Origin of the sequence: Streptomyces sp. NA04227 (assembly GCF_013364195.1) — a bacterium.
Lineage (GTDB): Bacteria > Actinomycetota > Actinomycetes > Streptomycetales > Streptomycetaceae > Streptomyces.
Map to the genome: position 1 here is coordinate 2,415,824 of NZ_CP054918.1, position 19,800 is coordinate 2,435,623.

15 protein-coding genes, 1 tRNA gene, 1 pseudogene and 1 riboswitch are annotated in these 19,800 nt (G+C 71.0%); of the genes and pseudogenes, 9 read left to right on the forward strand and 8 right to left on the reverse strand.

The features are described from left to right. Window positions 1-5: 5 nt before the first annotated feature. Both HUT18_RS10110 and HUT18_RS33640 read right to left on the reverse strand, forming a co-directional pair. Window positions 6-752, reverse strand: coding sequence for a nucleoside/nucleotide kinase family protein (locus HUT18_RS10110; RefSeq protein ID WP_176099716.1), 747 nt, complete (start codon window positions 750-752; stop codon window positions 6-8). A 63-nt stretch (window positions 753-815) separates the two neighbouring features. Continuing rightward, window positions 816-3,452, reverse strand: a complete 2,637-nt coding sequence (locus tag HUT18_RS33640; RefSeq protein ID WP_254878514.1) for an SPFH domain-containing protein — start codon at window positions 3,450-3,452, stop codon at window positions 816-818. A gap of 13 nt (window positions 3,453-3,465) precedes the next feature. Between HUT18_RS33640 and HUT18_RS10120 the strand changes: the two genes are divergently transcribed. Continuing rightward, entirely contained in the window at window positions 3,466-3,732 is a 267-nt protein-coding gene (locus tag HUT18_RS10120) for a hypothetical protein (protein WP_176099718.1), read from the forward strand. Window positions 3,733-4,247: 515 nt separating this feature from the next. On the opposite strand, the gene HUT18_RS10125 is transcribed toward HUT18_RS10120, so the two are convergent. Continuing rightward, a complete protein-coding gene (locus HUT18_RS10125) occupies window positions 4,248-5,765 on the reverse strand; it encodes a peptidoglycan-binding protein (protein WP_176099720.1) in 1,518 nt (505 codons plus the stop codon). Window positions 5,766-6,021: 256 nt separating this feature from the next. Between HUT18_RS10125 and HUT18_RS10130 the strand changes: the two genes are divergently transcribed. Beyond that, window positions 6,022-6,095, forward strand: a tRNA-Lys gene (locus HUT18_RS10130). Window positions 6,096-6,213: 118 nt separating this feature from the next. On the opposite strand, the gene HUT18_RS10135 is transcribed toward HUT18_RS10130, so the two are convergent. Beyond that, entirely contained in the window at window positions 6,214-6,705 is a 492-nt protein-coding gene (locus tag HUT18_RS10135) for an ester cyclase (protein ID WP_176099722.1), read from the reverse strand. 212 nt (window positions 6,706-6,917) lie between these two features. Here HUT18_RS10135 and HUT18_RS10140 point away from each other — a divergent pair, with 212 nt between their 5' ends. The 5 genes and pseudogenes from HUT18_RS10140 to HUT18_RS10160 all read left to right on the forward strand — a co-directional run bounded on the left by HUT18_RS10140 (window position 6,918) and on the right by HUT18_RS10160 (window position 14,604). Further along, window positions 6,918-7,682, forward strand: coding sequence for a FadR/GntR family transcriptional regulator (locus HUT18_RS10140; RefSeq protein ID WP_176099724.1), 765 nt, complete (start codon window positions 6,918-6,920; stop codon window positions 7,680-7,682). A gap of 309 nt (window positions 7,683-7,991) precedes the next feature. Beyond that, window positions 7,992-9,797, forward strand: a pseudogene (locus tag HUT18_RS10145) (glycosyltransferase family 2 protein); the annotation flags it as partial. A gap of 777 nt (window positions 9,798-10,574) precedes the next feature. Beyond that, window positions 10,575-12,437 carry a kelch motif-containing protein gene (locus tag HUT18_RS10150; RefSeq protein ID WP_254878966.1) on the forward strand — a complete coding sequence of 621 codons (1,863 nt, stop codon included), beginning with the start codon at window positions 10,575-10,577 and terminating at the stop codon, window positions 12,435-12,437. Between the two features lie 153 nt (window positions 12,438-12,590). Next, on the forward strand, window positions 12,591-13,265 hold the full coding sequence (locus tag HUT18_RS10155) for an AIM24 family protein (protein ID WP_176099728.1): 675 nt from the start codon (window positions 12,591-12,593) through the stop codon (window positions 13,263-13,265). Window positions 13,266-13,377: 112 nt separating this feature from the next. Continuing rightward, window positions 13,378-14,604: an IS30 family transposase gene (locus tag HUT18_RS10160; RefSeq protein WP_176099730.1), complete on the forward strand. Its 1,227-nt coding sequence runs from the start codon at window positions 13,378-13,380 to the stop codon at window positions 14,602-14,604. 138 nt (window positions 14,605-14,742) lie between these two features. Here the strand turns inward: HUT18_RS10160 and HUT18_RS10165 are convergent, their stop codons facing one another. Then, entirely contained in the window at window positions 14,743-15,864 is a 1,122-nt protein-coding gene (locus HUT18_RS10165; protein WP_254878515.1) for a glycoside hydrolase family 6 protein, read from the reverse strand. A 170-nt stretch (window positions 15,865-16,034) separates the two neighbouring features. Beyond that, window positions 16,035-16,110, forward strand: a riboswitch (cobalamin riboswitch). Between the two features lie 55 nt (window positions 16,111-16,165). On the opposite strand from HUT18_RS10165, the gene HUT18_RS10170 reads away from it, so the two are divergent. Together HUT18_RS10170 and HUT18_RS10175 are read left to right on the forward strand one after the other, a co-directional pair. Then, on the forward strand, window positions 16,166-16,378 hold the full coding sequence (locus HUT18_RS10170; RefSeq protein WP_176099731.1) for a CbtB-domain containing protein: 213 nt from the start codon (window positions 16,166-16,168) through the stop codon (window positions 16,376-16,378). Between the two features lie 20 nt (window positions 16,379-16,398). Beyond that, window positions 16,399-17,172: a CbtA family protein gene (locus HUT18_RS10175; RefSeq protein WP_176099733.1), complete on the forward strand. Its 774-nt coding sequence runs from the start codon at window positions 16,399-16,401 to the stop codon at window positions 17,170-17,172. Window positions 17,173-17,370: 198 nt separating this feature from the next. Here HUT18_RS10175 and HUT18_RS10180 read toward each other — a convergent pair whose 3' ends face one another. From HUT18_RS10180 to HUT18_RS10190, 3 genes are all read right to left on the reverse strand, one after another. Next, entirely contained in the window at window positions 17,371-18,132 is a 762-nt protein-coding gene (locus HUT18_RS10180; RefSeq protein WP_176096577.1) for a hypothetical protein, read from the reverse strand. A gap of 167 nt (window positions 18,133-18,299) precedes the next feature. After that, entirely contained in the window at window positions 18,300-19,079 is a 780-nt protein-coding gene (locus tag HUT18_RS10185; RefSeq protein ID WP_176099735.1) for an HAD-IIA family hydrolase, read from the reverse strand. 87 nt (window positions 19,080-19,166) lie between these two features. Beyond that, window positions 19,167-19,541 (reverse strand): ATP-binding protein, encoded by a 375-nt coding sequence (locus HUT18_RS10190; RefSeq protein WP_176099737.1) that lies wholly within the window; start codon window positions 19,539-19,541, stop codon window positions 19,167-19,169. Between the last annotated feature and the right edge of the window lie 259 nt (window positions 19,542-19,800).

The window sequence follows — 19,800 nt, forward strand, 5'->3', positions numbered from 1 at the left end:
GCGGGCTACGGCAGTTGGTCGAGTTGCGGCAGCACTCGGTCCGCGCGGCTGCGGGAGGCCGCCACGAGGAGGGCGTTCGGTTCGTCGTTGGTGGCGACCCAGTCGTGGGCGGCGCGGGGTGTGCGGCCGTGGGACACGTGCCGGTCCACCAGTCGCCGCTGCCGCTCCCCCGGCGATGCCTCCAGATACCAGCACCGCGTCATCAGTTCACGCGCCTCGCGCCAGCCGGGGAGGTCGCAGGCGAGGTAGTTCCCCTCGGTGACCACCAGCCGGGCACTCGGCGGTACGCGGTGCCGGGCGGCCACCGGCTCGTCCAGACCACGGTCGAAGTCCGGTACGTAGAGGTCGTGTTGGGCCCGCTGCTCGTCCTCGTCCAGGACTCGGGCGAGCAGCGCCGCGTAGCCCCGTACGTCGAAGCTCGGCTCCGAGCCCTTGCGGTGGGCCAGGCCCAGCCTGCGCAGTTGCGCGTTGGAGAGGTGGAACCCGTCGAGCGGCAGATAGGCGGCGCTTCCCGCGCCGTGCAGCCGCTCGGTCTCGGCGACCAGGGCGCGGGCCAGCGTCGACTTCCCGGCGCCGGGCGGGCCCGCGATACCGAGGACTGCCCGGGTCCTGCCCTCGGTGAGGTGCCAGGCATCGGCGGCGAGAGTGGCGAGGGCAGAGTTAACGGCGTGAGTGGAGTGAGCGGGGTGAATCGGAGGGTCGGGGAGAAGGGCGGGGAGAGGGGTGGGGTCGTGCTGTCCGTGGCTGGCCATGGGCCGTGACATTACGGACCGCCGCGCCCCGGGGGGTCCCGGGGTGCGGGGATCCGCCGTCCGTTATGCCTCGACCGGGGCGTTGTCCGCCACCCGCGCCGAGCAGAACGCCACGGTCAAGTCCCGTACCAGGGACTTGCGTTCGTACTCGTCCAGCTCGACCAGGCCGCGGCTGGTGAGGCGGTTGACGGTGTCCTCGACCGAGTCCAGGACCGAACCGATGAGCGCGTCACGGTGCTGCACGTCCCAGACGAAGGCGCGGTGCCGGTGGACGGCCGCCGCCACCTCGGGCGCGTAGTCGAGCGAGACCGCCTGGACGGAGAAGACCTCCAGCCCCGCGGGCCGTCCGTCGTCGGCCACCAGCCGGGTCAGCTCCTCGCCGACGGTCTCGGCATCGCGCAGGCTCGGGCCGTTCACGTACGCGCCGGGGGCGTCGCGCCCGGTGTCGGTCGGCAGGTGGGGGAAGACCCGGGCGACCGCCGCCTCGACACTCTCGCGCAGATAGCGCTCGTGGTCCTCGACGCCGAGCAGGGCCCGCGCGGTGTCCTTGATCCGCCAGACGACCAGGATGCTCACCTCCACGGCGAGTCCCTGTACGTCCACCGCGGGCATCGGTTCGCTGCGCCAGTGCCGCAGTCGTACGTCCGCCTTGCGCCGCATCACCAGCGGGCTGACCCAGACGAGTCCGGTGTGCCGGACCGTCCCCCGGTACTTCCCGCACAGCGTGAGCACCCAGGCCCGCCCCGCCCGCCCCCGGGTGAGCCCCGCGAGCCCGAACAGCGCGAGCAGCAACGAGAGTACGAGCACCGCCGTCTGCCCCGGGCCGAGCCCGTCCCCGGCCAGCGACGACAGGCTCAGGGCCCGCAGCACCGCGCCCGGAAGCATGCCCGCCCAGGCGAACGAGAACGCCGTCCCGATCAGCCCGAGCGTCCCGACCCCGAGCCCGACCGCCCCGGGCAGCACCGGCGCCGGGTACTCGGCGGGCACGTTGTCCGTACGCGGCGTACTCCGCGCGCCGGGCTCCAGAAACGCCATCGCGTTGTCGGCTTTGGACCAGCCGCGAGTGCGGGAGTTGGGGGGTTGGGGGTCGCGGGGCTGGGGGTCGCGTCCCTTGGGATCGCGGCGTTGGGGGTCACGTCCCTGGGAGTCGCGGCGCTGGGGGTCGCGTCCTTGGGGGGCGTGTCCGTTGGGGCTGCGGCGGGTGGGGGGCTGGCCGTTGGGGGTGTGGTTAGGGCTCTGTCCGTTGGGGCTCTGTCCGGTGAGGCTCTGTCCGTTTGCGCGGTGCCCGTTGGGGGGCTGTCGGTCGGGGTGGTGCGCCTCGTGACGGGGTGCGTCGCGGTCGGGGCGGGTGGCGCGGTGGTCGCGGTCGGTCGCGTCCTCGGTGGGGGAAGTGGCGTGGCGGGGGCGGCCGTTGAGGAAGGCGGCCGTACGGACGGGGGCGCGGTCGTCGTCCGTACGTGCGTCGGTGGCTGGGCTGGTGTCCCTGTCCAGATCCGCGCTCGCGTCCGCGCCGGTACCTGCGCCTGCGTTCGGCTCCGCGTCTCGTGAACTCCCTCCGCTCATTGGAGTGTTGGGCGGCGCGGTGGTGCGGGTTTCGACGATGCGGGACCCGCTGCCGTTGACCTTGCCGGACCGGAACCTGGCCAGTGGCCCACGCGGGGCGCGCCCGGCGCCTTTCCCGTCCTTGGCGTCCCCTTCCGGACCGTCCTGCGTGTTCCGCATGACCTCGGCGCCTTGCGCGTCCTGTTCGGGCGGGACGGGACGGCTCGGTCCCGGGTCCGTCCACTCGTGGGCCGTGGCGGGCGCGGTGTGCGAACGGCGCGCCTCGGAGCGGGCGGTGGCCGAACCCGTGGGCGAGGCGCCCTCGCCGTCCTCCTCCTGCCGCTCCTGCCGCTGCTCCTGCCCTCGGCCGGTGACCCCTCGCCCGGGCCCGGGATCCGCGGGCACTGCGGAGGACCCCGACCGCGAGAGGTCGTAGCGAGGCAACGTCGCCATGGCCCGCGCCCGCGCGGACCCGGGAAGCGCGGCATCCGAGACATCCGCATCGTCCATGGCGTCCATGGCCTTCGCAGTGTCCGCGGTGTTGGCAGTGTCCGCGGCGTTCGCGGCATTCACGGCCTCGTGGCGGGCGGGAGCCGGAGCGGCCGGGCGGTCCTCGGAGCCGTAACTCGCTTGTTCCGCACCGGAGTCGGCGCCGGCGTCGAAGCCAAAGCCGATCGACTCGGAGTCGGCCGGTCCGGAGCCGTTCGGCCCGGGGCCAGAGTGTTCGGATGCCGTCGCCCGGCGGGACGGCTCCGGCTCCGGCTCCGTGACCGTTGCCGCCTCGCCGTACCCGGAGGCGGGGTCGGCCTCGGCGTCGTACACGCCGTCGGAGAGCGCGCCGGGCCGGTTCGATGGCACGGCGTGCTCGGGCTTACGCGCCGTGGAGCGTGCCGCGGCCCCGGAGTAGCGCGGCGCGGTAGCCGGACCGCTCGGTGGCGCCGAAGGGCCGGACGGACCGGACTCGGGGCGGGACGGGGACGGCGACTGCGACGTCGCGTGCGGGTGGAGTGGCGGATGGGGGTGCGCATGCGCGGACTGCGCCGCGTGGTGCGGCAACGGGTTCGTGGCGGGGTGGGAACGGACCCCGCTGTCGAAGGCCGTGTCCGGGTCCAGGAGGACGTGGACCGGGGCCTCGTAGTCCTCCGGCCCGGCGGTCAAGTACGGGGATTCCGTGGGCAGTTCCGACCGCGCGTGCGAGGTCGGCGCCTGGGAGTCCGAGGGGTACGAGGTGGAGGCGTACGACTCCGGCCCGTACGACTCTGGCCCGTACGAGTCCGACCCATACGGCTCCGATCCATACGACTCCGACCCGTACGAGTCCGCCCTATACGAGTCCGCCCTATACGGCTCCGGTCCGTACGACTCCGACCCGTACGAGTCCGCCGACTGCGCTCCCGTGAGCCGCGCGTCCGTGAACCGCCCGTCCGTGGACTCGTAATCCACGGATTGCCCATCCCCGGACCGCCCGTCCCCGTACGCCCGCTCCTCCCCCCGCGACTCCTCGTGCCGCGAATCCCAGGACCACTGATCCCAGGACTGCTGATCCCAGGACTGGTGATCCGACGACTGCTGGTCCCGCGACTCCCGCCCCCCGCTCGGCGACTCACCGCCCACCAGGGCCTCCCCGCCCACCCCGGCGGCCCCAGGGACTCCGGCGTCCGGGTCCACCCCCACGTCCCGGACCACCCTGCCCTCCCGAACCACCCCGGCCTCCCGGCCCACCGCCGTCGCCTCGGCGGTCGCCCCCGTGGCCGCTTCGTTCCGGGGTGGCCCCGACGTCGTGCCGTTTCCCGGCTCGTCGGGGGTGCCCGCCGTGTCCGTGGTGTCCGTCGCCCTCATGCCTGCCTCCGCGTTCGCAAACGATCGTCGCCGCCGTCCGCCCCTTGGTGAATCAGAACCCCACCCACCCCGAAGCCCTGGTACGACAGTCCGCCGCGTCCCCCGAGCGGCCGGTCAGGAGAACAGCCGCTGCCAGGTTTCCGGGCCCGGGAAACCGTCCGCTCTGGAACCCCGCCACCCCTGCGCACGCTGGAAGGACGCCACCGCGCGGCGGTCGTTCTCGGTCCATCGCGGCCCGGTTCCCGCGGTGTAGAAGCGCCCGTACCCCTTACGGACCAGTTGCCGCCCCAGTCGCGCCACATGAACGTTCGACTTCCCGGGCCGAAAGTGCTCCCGCCCCGGGAAACCGGACGGGGCGGACGCCGCTCCCCGCAGCTCCCGTACGCCGCCACGCGCCTCCCGCCCGCCAAGGCCCGGGACACCGGCCTCCGTACCTCCGGACGTCCTGGCCGGTCCGGACGTCCGCGCATCTCCAGGCATCCCCGCACCTCCAGGCGTCCCCGTACCTCCGGACACCCCCGACCCGCCCTGCGCCGCCCGACTCCCCCGGCCCGGCCCACCGCCCGGCCCCGCGCCCCTCCCCGGAATGTCCCGCCCCTCCCCCCGAACGAGCAGCCGCCAAGTCGCCGGGCCCGGGATGCCGTTGGCCTCGGCACCGCGCCAGCCCTGGGCCCGCTGGAAGGCGGCGACCGCGCGGCGGTCGGAGTCCGTCCAGACAGGGCCCGGTCCCGAGGGGTAGAAGTGGGCGCCGCCCCGGGCCGCCAGGAGGGCGCCGAGCCGGGTGATGCCCGCGTGGCGTACGCCGGGCGCGAAGACCGACAGGCCCGGGAAGGCGTCGCCGAGTGCCGGGGCGGGGGCGCCGGGGGCGCCGTCGGTGAGGCCCCGGTAGCGGTAGGGGATGTAGTCGTTCGCGTGCGACCAGTACGGGTAGGGGGTCTCGCGGGCCAGGGTGTGCGGGCGGGTCTGTTCGTAGGCGAGGTAGGAGCGGTGCGCGGCGTCGCGCCAGCCGCCGAAGACGGTGACGTGGGAGCCGCGGTTCGGGTCGGCGGGGTTGTGGAAGAGCAGGATGTCGCCGGGCCGCAGCTCGTCGCGGTCGATGCGCTCGCCGTACTCGGCGAGGCTGCCGGTCCAGACGTTGGTGCCCAGCCCCCAGGCCATCGAGACGAAGCCGGAGCAGTCCTGCCGGTAACCGTCGTGCCAGAAGCCGCTCATGCTGTACGGGACCCCGGCCGTCACCCAGGCCTTCGCCCGCCGGACGATCTCGGCGCGGGTGGTGGGACCGGGCAGCGTCGCGTATCCGGTGCCGTGCAGACCGCTCTGGCCGCCCTGCGGGGTGGCGCCGGGCCCGGCCGCCTCACCGGGAGCCCCGGTCACCGCACGGGCGGCCCCCGCGGCGTGCACGGAGGCGCCCGCCGCATGGGCGAGCGGCACGGTGCCCGGAGCCATCGCCGAGCCGAGCACGCCCCCGGCCGCCGCGGCGACCACCAGGACCCGGCCCGCCGTACGCCGCGTCCCGGCCGCGTGACCCGGTGCGGGCCGGGCTCCCGCCGGGGCGGTGCCCACGAACAGGCGGCAGCCCGGGCAGGGGCAGGTGCCCTCGGGTTCGTACTCCTCGAAGACCGGAACCGGCATGCGATGTACCTCACATTTCCGCGGCGGGAAGTCCGGGGGTGGTGCGTGGGGAATGCGTCGGTGTGCGTGATGGCGCGTGGGGCGGCGGGACGAAGGCGCTCGGTCGAATTCACACTTTCCCCACGAGCAGGGGTAATCGCACATGGAGGGCTCGAAAGAGGTAATGCGGGGTTTTCCGGGACATGCGTGATAAGAGGGCCGTCGAAAATTGGTCGGGGGCACCCCAGGAGTTCGGGTAGAGTTCTCGCGTCAGCAGGCGCCGCTAGCTCAGTTGGTTAGAGCAGCTGACTCTTAATCAGCGGGTCCGGGGTTCGAGTCCCTGGCGGCGCACAAGCAAGACAGCAAGGAAAAGGGCTTCCCGGTTCGCCGGGAAGCCCTTTTTCGTCGCCATCGCCGCCCCCGCACTACGCGAGGGCGTGCGGGGGCGTGTGGATCAATGCGTCTCGGATCAGCTCGTCCCGGATCCGCCCGGCTCGGCGGGTGCGGTGAGGATCGCCGGGCCGGGGTCGACCACCTCGCGCGGGTAGTCCATCTTCCACTCGTTGAGTTCGAGGGACGGCAGATGCATCAGGCCCACCGAGACGAACTGCTCGGTGATACGGCCGTCGCGTATGCCGATCGTGATCGTCTCCACGCTCATACCGCGCTCACCGGTGGGCTCGTTACCGAGGAAAGGGCCGGTGTTGTGCCAGTGCATCGCGAAACGGAAGGACGCCTTGTCGCCCTCGGGGCTGTAGAACTCGTCGTGCAGCACCAGTCGCACCCCGGGAAAGCCCTCGTGCACCGACCTGCAGAACGCCAGGATGAACGGGATGCCCTTGGCGCCCCACATGAACGGCGTGTAGAAGACCGCGTCCTCGTGGTGGAGCGCGGCCAGGGTGTCCCAGTCCTGGTCTCCGAGCGCCTTCATGTAGCGCTGGACAAGCGTGGGTTCGCTCATGATCGTCCCTTTCGTCTGCGGCCACCGGGGCTGGGCGGCTGCCCTGGCGGCCGCCCCCGAGGCCATGCCTCGTGTGACCGACGAAACCGGGCCGCCGAATGTGACAGGCGGAGCCGATTCGCCTCCCGGGGAAAGTGATCCAGGTCTCGGAATACCGTGATCTGGGTCTCCGGCGACTCCCCCACCGCACACGCCCCGGCTACCTTTGGCCCATGGCGCGCAACATCCAGGAGCGGATCAAGAAGCTCATCATCGACGAACGGCTGCCGTCGGGCGCCCCGCTGCCCACGGAGCCCGAGCTGATGAAGCTGCTCGGGGTGAGCCGCAACTCGGTGCGCGAGGCGCTCAAAGCCCTGCAGGCCATCGGCCTGGTCGACATACGGCACGGCTTCGGTACGTACGTGGGGCCGATGTCCCTGGCGCCGATGAGCGAGGGCCTCGCCTTTCGCACCGTGGCCGGGCACCACCGCGGCGAGGACAGCCTGCGCCAGCTCCTCGAACTGCGGGAGGCCATGGAGATCGGCCTGGTCGCCCAGCACGCCTGCAAGCTGCCCGAGGAGGAGCTCGCCGTCCTGGAGGCGCTGGTCGACCGGATGGACGCGATGGCCGAGGCGGGCGCGGAGCTCGAACTGGCCGAGACCGACCGCCGGTTCCACGCCGCGCTCTACCGCGGTCTGCGCAATCCCCTGCTCGGCGAGGTCCTGGAGGCCTTCTGGGACGCGTTCCACCAGGTGCAGCGCGACCTCATGGACGTACCGCAGGATCCGCGCGTCACCTGCCGCAAGCATCGCGACATCCTGGAGGCGGTGCGCTCGGGCGACGTCCTGCGCGCGGAGCGCACCATGCGCGACCACTTCGATCACTTGCGCACCCGCGTGGGAGCCGCCGCACAGGACCGGGCACCGGACCGGGCGCCGGGCCGCGAACAGGGCGCCGAGCAGGGCCGGGAGCGGCTGCGGGCCGGACGGCCGAGCTGAACGGAGCCCCGTGTGGCGGGTGTTCCACCCTTGCGATCATGGCGCGAGGGGAGAATTCTGTGCCGGATCACGACCGGAATCACGGCTACCGCGTCGGCGCCCCGGCCGATGGCCGGGGAACGATACCCCTTTCGTATCGAATGGGCCGCGGCAGGCATGATGCAACCGGACGGTAGCTACGGCTGTCTAAGGTGACGAGTGGCCATCGACCTGACCGGTACGGCCATACCGGTCGGCCACACCGTCGGGGGGACGAGCAACACCATGAGAACGACGACTGCGCATGCGTGCGCGCGGGGGGAATGAGCGATGAAGTCGACGCCGGACGGCGGCCGGCCCGAGCGCGAGGACCCTTCGCGGACCACTCAGCTCAGGCTGCCCGGATCGCTGACCCTCACCGGGGGATTCCGACGCCTGCGCAAGGAACTTCCGCGCTACGACTACGAGCACTACAGCCGTCTGGCGGGTCCACTGCACCAGCCTGAACCGGGTAAGCCGTACAAGGTGCGGTACCGCTCGCTTCTCTCACAGGAACCGCACAAAGTCCGCGCCGCGCTCATGCTCGGCGCGGCCCCGCTGCTGTCGCTCGTCCTGCTCGCCTGGCTGCTCCAGCCCACGCACTGGACCGAACGCGAGTATCCGGCCTACGACTTCCTGCCCACGCTCGACGTCATCATGCTGGTCTCGATCGGTCTGATCGAGTTCTTCCGCTGCATGAACGTGCTCTCCAACGCGCACGCCACGCTCGTCGCCCGGGACCCGATACCCGTGGTCCCCGAGTCCGGCACCCGGGTCGCCTTCCTCACCTCCTTCGTGCCCGGCAAGGAACCCCTTGAGATGGTGACGAAGACCCTGGAGGCGGCGGTCAAGATCCGTCACCGGGGGACGATGCACGTCTGGCTGCTCGACGAGGGCGACGACCCCGCGGTCAAGGAGGTCTGCCTGAGGCTCGGCGTGCACCACTTCACCCGCAAGGGCGTCCCGGAGTGGAACCAGGCCAAGGGCCCGCACCGCGCCAAGACCAAGCACGGCAACTACAACGCCTGGCTCCAGGCCCACGGCGACGACTACGACTACTTCGCCTCGGTCGACACCGACCACGTCCCGATGCCGAACTACCTGGAGCGGATGCTCGGCTTCTTCCGCGACCCGGACGTCGGCTTCGTCATCGGCCCGCAGGTGTACGGCAATTACGACACCTTCGTCACCAAGGCCGCCGAGTCGCAGCAGTTCCTGTTCCACGCGCTGATCCAGCGGGCGGGCAACCGCTACGGCGCCCCGATGTTCGTCGGCACCTCCAACGCCGTACGCATCAAGGCGCTCAAGCAGATCGGCGGCCTGTACGACTCGATCACCGAGGACATGGCCACCGGCTTCGAGATGCACCGGGCCAAGAACCCGGTCACCGGCCGCAAGTGGAAGTCCGTGTACACCCCGGACGTGCTGGCCGTCGGTGAGGGCCCGAACGCCTGGACCGACTTCTTCACGCAGCAGCTGCGCTGGTCGCGCGGTACCTACGAGACCATCCTCAAGCAGTTCTGGAAGGCGCCGTTCACGCTGCCGCCGGGACGCTTCTTCAACTACACGATGATGGTCATCTTCTACCCGATGTCCGCCCTCAACTGGATCCTCGCGGCCATCAGTTGCGCGCTGTTCCTCGGGCTCGGCGCCTCGGGTGTGAACATCGACCCGGCCATCTGGCTGATGCTCTACGGCAACGCCTCGGCGCTGCAGATCGGCCTGTACATCTGGAACCGGCGGCACAATGTCTCGCCGCACGAGCCGGAGGGCAGCGGCGGCGTCGCGGGCATGGTGATGTCCGCGCTCTCGGCGCCGATCTACGCCCGCTCGCTGACGGATGCGATCCTGCGCCGCAAGAGCAAGTTCGTGGTGACGCCCAAGGGCGACTCGGCAAGCCCGGACACCCTGTTCGGGACCTTCCGTATCCACCTGTTCTTCATCATGATCTTCGCCGGTTCGATGGTGGCGGCCTTCGTCTGGGACCACGCCCACCCGGCGATGATCACCTGGGCCACCTTCGCGCTGCTGATCACGGCGGCGCCGATCTTCGCCTGGCGCTGGGGCATGCGCCAGGAGCGCAAGCAGCGCGGCAGCCGGGGCACGCCCCCGGCCGCGAGCGCCAGCCCCGCGCCGCCCGCCCCGGCGCCCGCCGCCGTCCCCGCGCCCTCACCCACGCCCGCGTACAGCGCGCCCGCGCCCGCGTCCGCGTCCGACGGGGGCTACGGCGCGTACGCCCCCGAGCCCACCGTCCAACTGCCGTACGTGCAGGAGCAGTACGCACAACCGTCGTACACCGAGCAGTCGTACACCGAGCAGTCGTACGCGCAGCAGCCGTACGCCGAGCCTTCGTACGCGGACCAGCCGCACGCACAGCAGTCGTACGCGGACCAGCAGTACGCGCAGCAGTCGTACACGCAACAGCCGTACGCCCAGCAGGAGCACCAAGCTCCCCGGGTACCCCAGCAGTACGGGGACCCCGAGCAGGGCGGGCAGTACGGGTCCGGGCAGTACGAGTCGGGGCAGTACGGGTCCGACCACTACGGGTCCGACCGGTACGGCGCCGAGCAGTACGGATCCGAGCAGGCGCCCCGGGTGCCCGGTCGGCAGCAGCCGTCCTGGTCGGAGGCGGACCCGACGACACCCATGCCACGCATCCACGAGTGAGGGCGGCGGCGCGCCCGGACCGGCACCGTCCGTCCCCGCGCGCCGCCCGCACCACTCCCCCGCGGCCGGACGATCCCGGCCGCCGCGCACCACCCACGACCACGAACTGCTCTCGAGTACCACGGGGTTCCAGTGAAAGTCAGCTTCCGAAGCCGTCGGATACGTCGCATCGCGATCGTCTCGGCGGTCGTCGTCGCGCTCGCGGGGATGAACGGGCCCGCGCTGTTCCGGTTCGCCTCGGAGGAGTACCACGACTACAAGATCAACAGGCCCGAGTACAAGGCGGACAACGGGCACTGGGACGTCCTGGAGTTCTCCGAGAAGGACCGGCTGAACACCATTCACGCGGCCCTTCTGCGCACCGGCAAGGTGCTGCTCGTGGCGGGCAGCGGCAACAACCAGAAGAACTTCGACGCGAAGAAGTTCGACACCCGGCTGTGGGACCCGGCCACCAACACGGTCAAGAACATCCCCACCCCGACCGACCTGTTCTGCACCGGCCACACCCAACTGGGCAACGGCAACCTGCTGATCGCGGGCGGCACCAAGCGCTACGAGAAGCTCCAGGGCGACGTCACCAAGGCGGGCGGCCTGATGATCGTCCACAACGAGGACCCGGACAAGCCGATCACGCTGCCCGCCGGGACCCGCTTCAGCGGCCGCAAGAACGGCAAGACCTTCGTCTCCAAGGACCCGGTCGTCGTCGAGCGCGCCAAGAAGGTCTTCGACCCGGTCACCGGCGCCTTCGAGCGCACCGAGCCGGGCCTCGGCCGGATCTACGTGGAGGCCCAGCGCAGCGGCACCCAGTACGAGACCGGCACCCAGGACAACTACCGCGTCCAGGGCCTGACCGGCTCGGACGCGCGCAACGTCTACGGCATCGCACAGAAACTCGCCCTCGACAAGAAGGACTTCCAGGGCATCCGCGACGCCTACGAGTTCGACCCGGTCGCCGAGAAGTACATCAAGGTCGACCCGATGAAGGAGGCGCGCTGGTACCCGACGCTGACCACGCTCTCCGACGGCAAGGTGCTCAGCATGTCCGGTCTCGACGAGATCGGTCAGCTCGTGCCGGGCAAGAACGAGGTGTACGACCCGAAGACCAAGAAGTGGACGTACACCGAGGGCATCCGGCAGTTCCCGACCTACCCGGCCGTCTTCCTGATGCAGAACGGCAAGCTCTTCTACTCGGGCTCCAACGCCGGATACGGCCCCGACGACGTCGGCCGCGACCCGGGCGTCTGGGACCTGGACACCAACAAGTTCGACAAGCTCCCCGGCCTGAGCGACGCGGACCTGATGGAGACCTCGGGCACCGTGCTGCTGCCGCCCGCGCAGGACGAGAAGTACATGGTGGTCGGCGGCGGCGGCGTCGGTGAGTCGAAGGAGTCCAGCGCCAAGACCCGCCTCATCGACCTGAAGGACGACGCGCCGCGCTTCACCGACGGGCCCGAGCTGGACAAGGGCACCCGCTACCCGCAGGCCTCGGTGCTCCCCGACGACACCGTCCTGCTCTCCGGCGGCTCGGAGGACTACCGGGGCCGCGGCGGCTCCGACATCCTCCAGGCCCACCTCTACGACCCGAAGTCCAACTCCCTTGACCGGGTGGCCGATCCGGCGATCGGACGCAACTACCACTCGGGCTCGCTGCTGCTGCCCGACGGCCGGGTGATGTTCTTCGGCTCCGACTCGCTCTACGGGGACTCGGCCAACACCAAGCCGGGCACCTTCGAGCAGCGCATCGAGATCTACACCCCGCCCTACCTGTACCGCGACTCGCGCCCCACGCTCAGCGGCGGCCCGAAGACGGTGGCCCGCGGCGCCTCGGCGACCTTCACCTCGCCGACCGCCTCCGAACTGAAGAACGCGCGCCTGATCCGGCCGAGCGCCTCCACCCACGTCACCGACGTCGACCAGCGCTCGATCGCCCTGGACATGAAGGCCTCCGGCGACGACGTCACGGTGACCATTCCGAAGAACCGCAACCTGGTCCAGTCGGGCTGGTACATGCTCTTCGTGACGGACGAGAAGGGCACGCCGTCCAAGGCGCAATGGGTGAAGGTGCCGTAGGGCACGGGCGGTTGACGGGCCCGTGCCGACCTCGGCCGGGGCGGGCCCACGGGCACCGACAGCAGCCGACGGAAGCCGACGGATTCGGCTCAGGACGGCTCGGGACGACTCGTAAGACGATGGACGCAAGAGGGATGAAAGAGAGATGAGCGTATGAAGGGCGATCTTTTCTCCGCGGAACACCTGGTGCAGCCCGCGACCGCTCCCGGAATGAGCGTGCAGAACTCCAAGTCCATCCGGTACACCGTGAACGGCGAGATGTACGCGCGGCAGGGCGCGATGATCGCCTTCCGCGGGAACCTCCAGTTCGAGCGGAAGGGCCAGGGCGTCGGGGGCATGCTCAAGCGGGCGGTCACCGGTGAGGGACTGGCGCTGATGGCGGTGCGCGGGCAGGGCGAGGCCTGGTTCGCGCACGAGGCGCAGAACTGCTTCATCGTGGACATCGAGCCCGGCGACGTCTTCACCGTCAACGGCCGCAACGTCCTGTGCTTTGACCCCACGCTCTCGTACGAGATCAAGACCGTGAGGGGCGCCGGCATGACCGGGGGCGGCCTCTTCAACAGCGTCTTCTCCGGCCAGGGCAAGCTCGGCCTGATCTGTGACGGCAGCCCGCTGGTCATCCCCGTCTCGGCGCAGGCGCCGGTGCTCGTGGACACCGACGCGGTGGTCGGCTGGTCCGCCGCGCTGCAGACCTCGCTGCACCGTTCGCAGTCCATGGGCTCGATGCTGCGCGGCGGTTCGGGCGAGGCCGTCCAACTCAAGCTGGAGGGCGAGGGGTTCGTGGTCGTCCGCCCGAGCGAACTGACCCAGCAGCACGCGAAGCAGTAGCAGAAGCAGTGGCCAGTAGGCAGTAACAGCAGGAGTTACGGCGAAGGGCCCGAAGCCGACCCGGTGGCTTCCGTTCTAGTGGTCGTCGCAACACCCCAGTTCAGGGGTTGCGATGGACTTCGAGATTCGGAAGGTGCGGAGCCCTCAGGGCCGCAGGAAGCTCTCTGCTGAGCGGGCCGCATACTTCCAGCTCATGCAGCAGGGTGTGAGCAACGAGGAAGCGTGCCGGATCGTCGGGGTGAACTCGAAGACCGGCAGGCGCTGGCGCAACGGACGTCGACCGTCCGGCCGGAGCAAGGAGGCGCGACCGGTTCGTCCGGTGGTGCCTCCTTCGGCTTCCTCGCAGCGGTACCTGAGCCAGGACGAGCGGATCTACATTGCCGACCGGCTGCGGGAGAAGGCGCCTGCCAGGGCCATCGCCACCGAGCTGGGCCGCAGCCCGTCCACCATCAGCCGCGAGATCCGCCGCAACCGCACCACGGGCGCCAACGGCCGGTGGCACTATCGGCCCTACGCCGCGCAGGCTCGCGCGGACAGCCGCCGCCCCCGCCCCAAGCCGCGGAAGATCCACCAGAGTCCTGAGCTGCGAGACTTCGTCCAGGCCGGCCTGGACCGCCGGTGGAGCCCGGAACAGATATGCCACGCTCTGAAGGCACAGTTTCCCGACCGGCCGGAGATGCATGTGGTCCACGAGACGGTCTACCAGGCTCTCTACGTCCAGGGCCGAGGGGAACTGCGCCGTGAGCTGGTCCGCGCACTGCGCTCGGGGCGCACCCGCCGCAAGCCCCAACGGCAGACCCGCAGCCGGCAGCCCCGCTTCCGGGACCCCATGGTCATGATCAGTGAACGTCCTGCCGAGGCCGAGGAGCGGGCAGTGCCCGGCCACTGGGAAGGCGACTTGATCATCGGCAAGGACGGTGCCTCGGCCATCGGCACCCTCGTCGAACGCGCCACCCGCTACGTGATGCTCCTGCACCTGCCAGGCGGCCGCAGCGCCGAACTCGTCCGGGACGCGCTGGTGGACACCGTCCGGACACTGCCCAGGCATCTGGTCCGCTCGCTCACCTGGGACCAAGGCGCCGAGATGGCCACCCATAAGAGCTTCAGCATCGCCACCGACGTCCCGGTCTACTTCTGCGACCCCGCCAGTCCCTGGCAGCGCGGCTCCAACGAGAACACCAACGGCCTGCTTCGCCAGTACTTCCCCAAAGGCACCGACCTCTCGGTCCACACCCACGAGCACCTGAACGCGGTCGCCGCCGAACTCAACGGCCGCCCACGCAAAACGCTCGGCTGGGAAACCCCAGCCGAGCGCCTGCATAAACTGCTCGCGGCCTGATCAACACGACCACGTGTTGCGACGACCCCTAGAAACCGCCTGGGGTTGCGGCTTCGGGCCCTTCGCCCGTTCACGTCCCTTCGGACATCACGTCTCTTGGCACATCAAGTCCCTTCGGACACTCGGCCCTTGGGACGCTCAGCCCTTCGCGCCCTTGGCGCCCTTCGCGAGGCCGAGCGCGTACTCGGGCCACCAGTCACCGGCCTTCGGCCCGCCCTTGCAGGTGCCGTCGGACTCGCCGGGGCGCTTGACCCACAGGTAGGCCTTCACCAGCGGGTCGCCGGTCTTGGTGGTGGGCGGTTCGCCGAGTGCGCGGCCGGGCGGGTTGCACCAGCGTTCCTTGGGGTCCCCCGCGGTGTACGGGCCGTTGCCGTTGCGGCTGGTGTCGACCACGAAGGGCTTGCCGCCGACCTTCGCCGAGAGCTGCTTGCCGTAGTCGACGGACTGCGAAGTGGCGTAGAAATTCGAGACGTTGACGGAGAAGCCGTCCGCTTGGTCGAGACCGGCCCGCTTCAGCGGCTCGAAGAGCTGGTCGGGCTTGCCCCATCCGGCGTTGCCCGCGTCCAGGTAGACGGTGGTGTGCGGCAGCGCGCCGAGGCGTTCGACGGCGCCCTTGAGCAGGTCGAAGCGCTCCTCGTGGAACTCGCCGGGGGTGCAGCCGTCCACCAGGTGCAGTACGGCGTCCGGTTCGAGGACCACGGTGGTCGGGCGGTCCCCGATGCCCTTGGCGACCTGGTCCACCCAGTCGCGGTAGGCGTTGCCGTCGGCCGCGCCGCCGCCCGAGTAGTTGCCGCAGTCGCGGTGCGGGATGTTGTAGAGGACGAGCAGCGCCTCCCGGTCGGCCTTCGCGGCGGCCTCGGTGAAACCGCGGGCCTGCTGCTCGGCGTTCTCCGGGCCGATCCACTCGGCGGCGGGCTGCTCGGCGATCCGGCGTACGAGCTCCGCCTCGTCCCCGCGGCCGTCCTTGGTGTACGCGGCCACCTGCTGTGCCGCCTTGCCCTGGGGGTTCACCCAGTACGGGTCGCTGCCCTTGGGCTGCTGGCGGACCGGCGCCGCCGAGTCGTTGCCGTCGTCACCGCCGTCGGAGGAACAGCCCGCCAGGAAGAGCGCGGCACCCAGGGCCGCGACGCACCCTCTGACTCCGGTACGCGCAAAGCCGGTTGTGCGCTCGCTCAGGGGGACGCCGCGGTCCCCGTCCCGGCAGGTCGATGTGCTGCCGTACATCCACTCCCCCTCGGTGTGCTCCTGGGCAGAGCCCATCGTGGCACACGCGTCTGAACGTACTCTGCCCGGATACGTCCCAACTCGGGAACGGCGTCCGGAGGGAGAAGTTCCGGAGCCGGACGCAAGTGTGACCCAGTTGGTTGACAGGTGCACCGCAGCGCTGGGACTCTCCGGACGACAAATCCATACGTCGAGGCGACATGCGTCAGGAACCCGGTGCGAATCCGGGACGGTCCCGCCACTGTTACCGCACGGCAATCGCCGTACGGGAGTCAGGAACTGACCCGTCGTCCTCCTGCCATGGGGCGTGGAAACCCCAGTGAGGAGACCCATCGGTATGTCCCTGCACACCGCGCAGCCCACCGAATCGGCGGCCGCTGCCGCCACCGCGACCCGCGATTGGATGATCGCGGCCGCCGCGGCCATCGTCGCGCTGATCGCCCTGTACGCCGTCTTCCTGGACCAGGGCACCCTGATCTCGGCGACCGGTGACTACCTGCACGAGTTCGCCCACGACGGTCGCCACCTCTTCGGCGCTCCCTGCCACTGATCCCCGGAGCGCACACAGCCATGTCCACACCCATCCTTCCCCTGCTCGGGCGCGGCGTCACGGCGGGAGGAGCGGCCGGTCTCGCGGCCGGTCTCTTCTCCCTGCTCGCCGCCGAACCCCTGATGGACCGTGCCATCCGCGACGAGGAGGCACGTTCCGCCAAGGAACACGCGCACGAGCACGCCCATGAAGCCGCCGCCACCGCTCACACCCACGAGGAGCTGTTCTCCCGCTCCACACAGCACTTCGGCCTCGTGGTCACCGCCGTCGTCGCGGGCATCGCCCTCGGCGTCTTCTTCGCCATCGCCTACGCCCTGGTCCACCGTCGCGCGCCGCTGGCCAACCCCTGGCCGCGCGCCCTCGTCTTCGCGGCCTCGGCCTTCCTGGCCGTCTCGCTGCTGCCCGCCCTGCGCTACCCGGCCAACCCACCCGGTGTCGGCGACTCGGGCACCGTCACCGACCGGCAGGAGCTGTGGCTCGGCGCGGTGGCGATCGGCGTCCTCGGCCTCCTGCTCGCCTGGCAGGTCTTCGTGAAACTGGCCGAACGCCCGGCCCCCGTACGGCACATCGCGGTGGCGCTGACCGTGGTGGCCGTGCTCGGAGTGCTGTTCCTGCTCCCCGGCAACCCCGACGAGGTCCCCGTGGAGGCCAGCCTCCTGTGGGACTTCCGCGTGCTGTCGATCGGCACCCAGGTCCTGCTCTGGGCCGTCTTCGGCGCGGTCTTCGGCGCACTCGGCCTGCGTGCGGCGTCCCGGACGGCCCCTGCGCAGGTGGCCGAACCGGCGACCGCCTAGAGGTCAGGTCGCCACCTCGGCACGTTCGCACGTCGCCAAGTCCCTTCGGGGGGGGGCAAGGCTTTTCGGCTCCGGTGTCCGGTTCCCTTCGCGGGGCGGGCGCCGGAGCCGAGTCGTTGCGGGGGTCAGCCGCCGGGTTGTTACGGGGTTCAGCCGTCGGGTCGTTACGGGGCTCGGCCCGGCCAGTCGCCGCGGGACTCAGCCGCCGTTGCCCCCGCCGGTGCCTTCCTCGCGTCGGCGCCGGACGCTGCGCAGGGCTACGGCCACCGCCGCGACCGAGGCGAGGGCCAGTCCGGTGACCGCGTGCGGGGCGCCGGGGCCGGCGAGTTCGGGCTGGGCGGCCAGTTGGGTGGCCGGGTCCGCGTGGGTCCCGGGTGCGCGGTGGTCCGCGTCGTCGCCGTGCCCGCCGCCCTCACGGGCCCCGGCACCCGCCCCGGCCTCGGCCTCGGACCCCGCCACGTCGATCACCCGGAACGTGCTGCTCAGGGCGCGCTCCCCGTCGGAGGGCCGGCCGGGAGCCCGGTCGGTTGCCCGGTCCGCCGTCCGGTCAGCCGTCCCGTCCGCCGTCCCGTCCGCGTTCCCGCAGGCGATCCGTACCCGATGCTCGCCGGACTTCGCGGTCTGCCTGACCCTGGCGTCGGCGAGGAGGGCGGAGTGGCCGTCCTTTGCGGCGGGGCCGAGGTCGGCGGGGGCGGCGAAGGCGGGTGAGTAGGCGCGGGCGGTGGTGCCCGGGCAGCCGGTGACCGTGATCTCGACCTTCGCGCCGCGGCCGACGGCCGCCGGGTGGAGCGAGGCGGCGCCCTCGCCGGACGCCGGACGGTCGGCCGGACTCTCGGCCCGTACCGTCACCTGTCCTTCGCCCGCGGTGTCGCCGGGCGAGGCCTCGGCGGCGGTCGCGGGGGCGGCGAGCAGGAGCGCGGTCGCGGCGGCGGCCCTCAGCGGGAGCTGGCCTATGTGCATCGTGAACCTCTGGGCATCGTGGACCTCCTGATACAGGCAGGTTCACCCGCGCGAGGACGTTCCGCATCCCGGGCGTGACCGTACGTGAGGGAGGTGCGGGTGCCCGCGCCCGCTCGCGCCGCCGCCGGGCGGGCAGGCGGGCGGGCAAGCGGGCAGGCCGGTGACGCTCAGACCAGAGCGACCAGATCCGCGATGGAGTTCACGACCTTCCCGGGCCGGAACGGGTACTTCTCGACGTCCGCCTCGCTGGTCAGGCCGGTCAGCACCAGGAAGGTCTCCATGCCCGCCTCCAGGCCGGCGAGGACGTCGGTGTCCATCCGGTCGCCGATCATCGCGCTGGACTCGGAGTGCGCGCCGATCGCGTTCAGGCCGGTGCGCATCATCAGCGGGTTGGGCTTGCCCGCGAAGTAGGGCTCCTTGCCGGTGGCCTTGGTGATGAGGGCGGCGACCGAGCCGGTGGCGGGCAGCGGCCCCTCGGTGGAGGGGCCCGTCTCGTCGGGGTTGGTGCAGATGAAGCGGGAGCCCGCGTTGATCAGCCGGACCGCCTTGGTCATCGCCTCGAAGGAGTACGTACGGGTCTCGCCGAGGACGACGTAGTCGGGGTCGGCGTCGGTCAGGACGTACCCGATGTCGTGCAGGGCGGTGGTCAGGCCCGCTTCCCCTATGACGTACGCGGTGCCGCCGGGGCGCTGGTCGTCCAGGAACTTCGCGGTGGCCAGGGCCGAGGTCCAGATGTTGTCGACGGGGACGTCCAGGCCCATGCGCCGCAGCCTCGCGTGCAGGTCGCGGGCGGTGTAGATGGAGTTGTTGGTGAGGACGAGGAAGGGCTTGCCCGACTCCCGCAGCCGCTTGACGAAGGCGTCGGCGCCGGGGATGGGCACGCCTTCGTGGATGAGCACACCGTCCATGTCGGTGAGCCACGACTCGATCGGTCTGCGGTGGGTCATGTGCGGTTCTCCTGCCGTACGCCGTGCTGCTGAGCTGCTGACCTGCCGGGCGCCGTCACCGCGCTGTGCCGACTCCTCCCACCTTAATCAGGCGAGGCGAAACTTCGCCCATACCGTCTTGCCGACGTACTCGCGGGGCCGGTGACCGAACTCGTCCGCCAGTGCCGCGACGAGCGCGAGTCCCCGGCCGCTCTCGTCCTCCGGGGCGGCGTGCACGTGCTCCGGCACCCGGGAACTGGCATCGGACACCTCAAGCAACAGGCCGCCGTTGGGCTCGACCGTGAGCCGGACCTCGAAGAGCCGGTCGGGGACGCGGCCGTGCTGGACCGCGTTCGTGGCGAGTTCACTCGTGACGAGCACGGCCCGTTCGATGTCCGGGGTGCTCAACTGCCAAGCGATGAGGGTCCTTTCGACCTGGTGCCGGGCGAGCGCCACCGCCTTGACGTTCGCGGTGAACCGCATGCTCCAGGTGTCGCACCGTGTGTCACGGCCACCCGTTTCCGACGGCGGGGGCTGACGCACCCAGGACAGGCTCAGCACGCCTTCCCCCGTCACGGTCTCCGCCAACGCCCCTGCGCACTGCCGGTATGCCATGTCTCCTGCCTTCCCTTACGCCCTACTTCGGACTTCCGGTGTCAAGCATCGGACCGTGGCACTACGCTCACTAGGGGTAACCGCTTGAATCCGTGGACCGGAAAGTGGGAGGCAACCTCCATGCCCG

Coding starts and splice junctions, on each gene's coding strand:
- HUT18_RS10110 (WP_176099716.1), bottom strand. CDS start 752: ATGGCCAGCCACGGACAGCACGACCCCACCCCTCTCCCCGCCCTTCTC.
- HUT18_RS10125 (WP_176099720.1), bottom strand. CDS start 5,765: ATGCCGGTTCCGGTCTTCGAGGAGTACGAACCCGAGGGCACCTGCCCC.
- HUT18_RS10135 (WP_176099722.1), bottom strand. CDS start 6,705: ATGAGCGAACCCACGCTTGTCCAGCGCTACATGAAGGCGCTCGGAGAC.
- HUT18_RS10140 (WP_176099724.1), top strand. CDS start 6,918: ATGGCGCGCAACATCCAGGAGCGGATCAAGAAGCTCATCATCGACGAA.
- HUT18_RS10150 (WP_254878966.1), top strand. CDS start 10,575: ATGAACGGGCCCGCGCTGTTCCGGTTCGCCTCGGAGGAGTACCACGAC.
- HUT18_RS10155 (WP_176099728.1), top strand. CDS start 12,591: ATGAAGGGCGATCTTTTCTCCGCGGAACACCTGGTGCAGCCCGCGACC.
- HUT18_RS10160 (WP_176099730.1), top strand. CDS start 13,378: ATGGACTTCGAGATTCGGAAGGTGCGGAGCCCTCAGGGCCGCAGGAAG.
- HUT18_RS10165 (WP_254878515.1), bottom strand. CDS start 15,864: ATGGGCTCTGCCCAGGAGCACACCGAGGGGGAGTGGATGTACGGCAGC.
- HUT18_RS10170 (WP_176099731.1), top strand. CDS start 16,166: ATGTCCCTGCACACCGCGCAGCCCACCGAATCGGCGGCCGCTGCCGCC.
- HUT18_RS10175 (WP_176099733.1), top strand. CDS start 16,399: ATGTCCACACCCATCCTTCCCCTGCTCGGGCGCGGCGTCACGGCGGGA.
- HUT18_RS10180 (WP_176096577.1), bottom strand. CDS start 18,132: ATGCACATAGGCCAGCTCCCGCTGAGGGCCGCCGCCGCGACCGCGCTC.
- HUT18_RS10185 (WP_176099735.1), bottom strand. CDS start 19,079: ATGACCCACCGCAGACCGATCGAGTCGTGGCTCACCGACATGGACGGT.
- HUT18_RS10190 (WP_176099737.1), bottom strand. CDS start 19,541: ATGCGGTTCACCGCGAACGTCAAGGCGGTGGCGCTCGCCCGGCACCAG.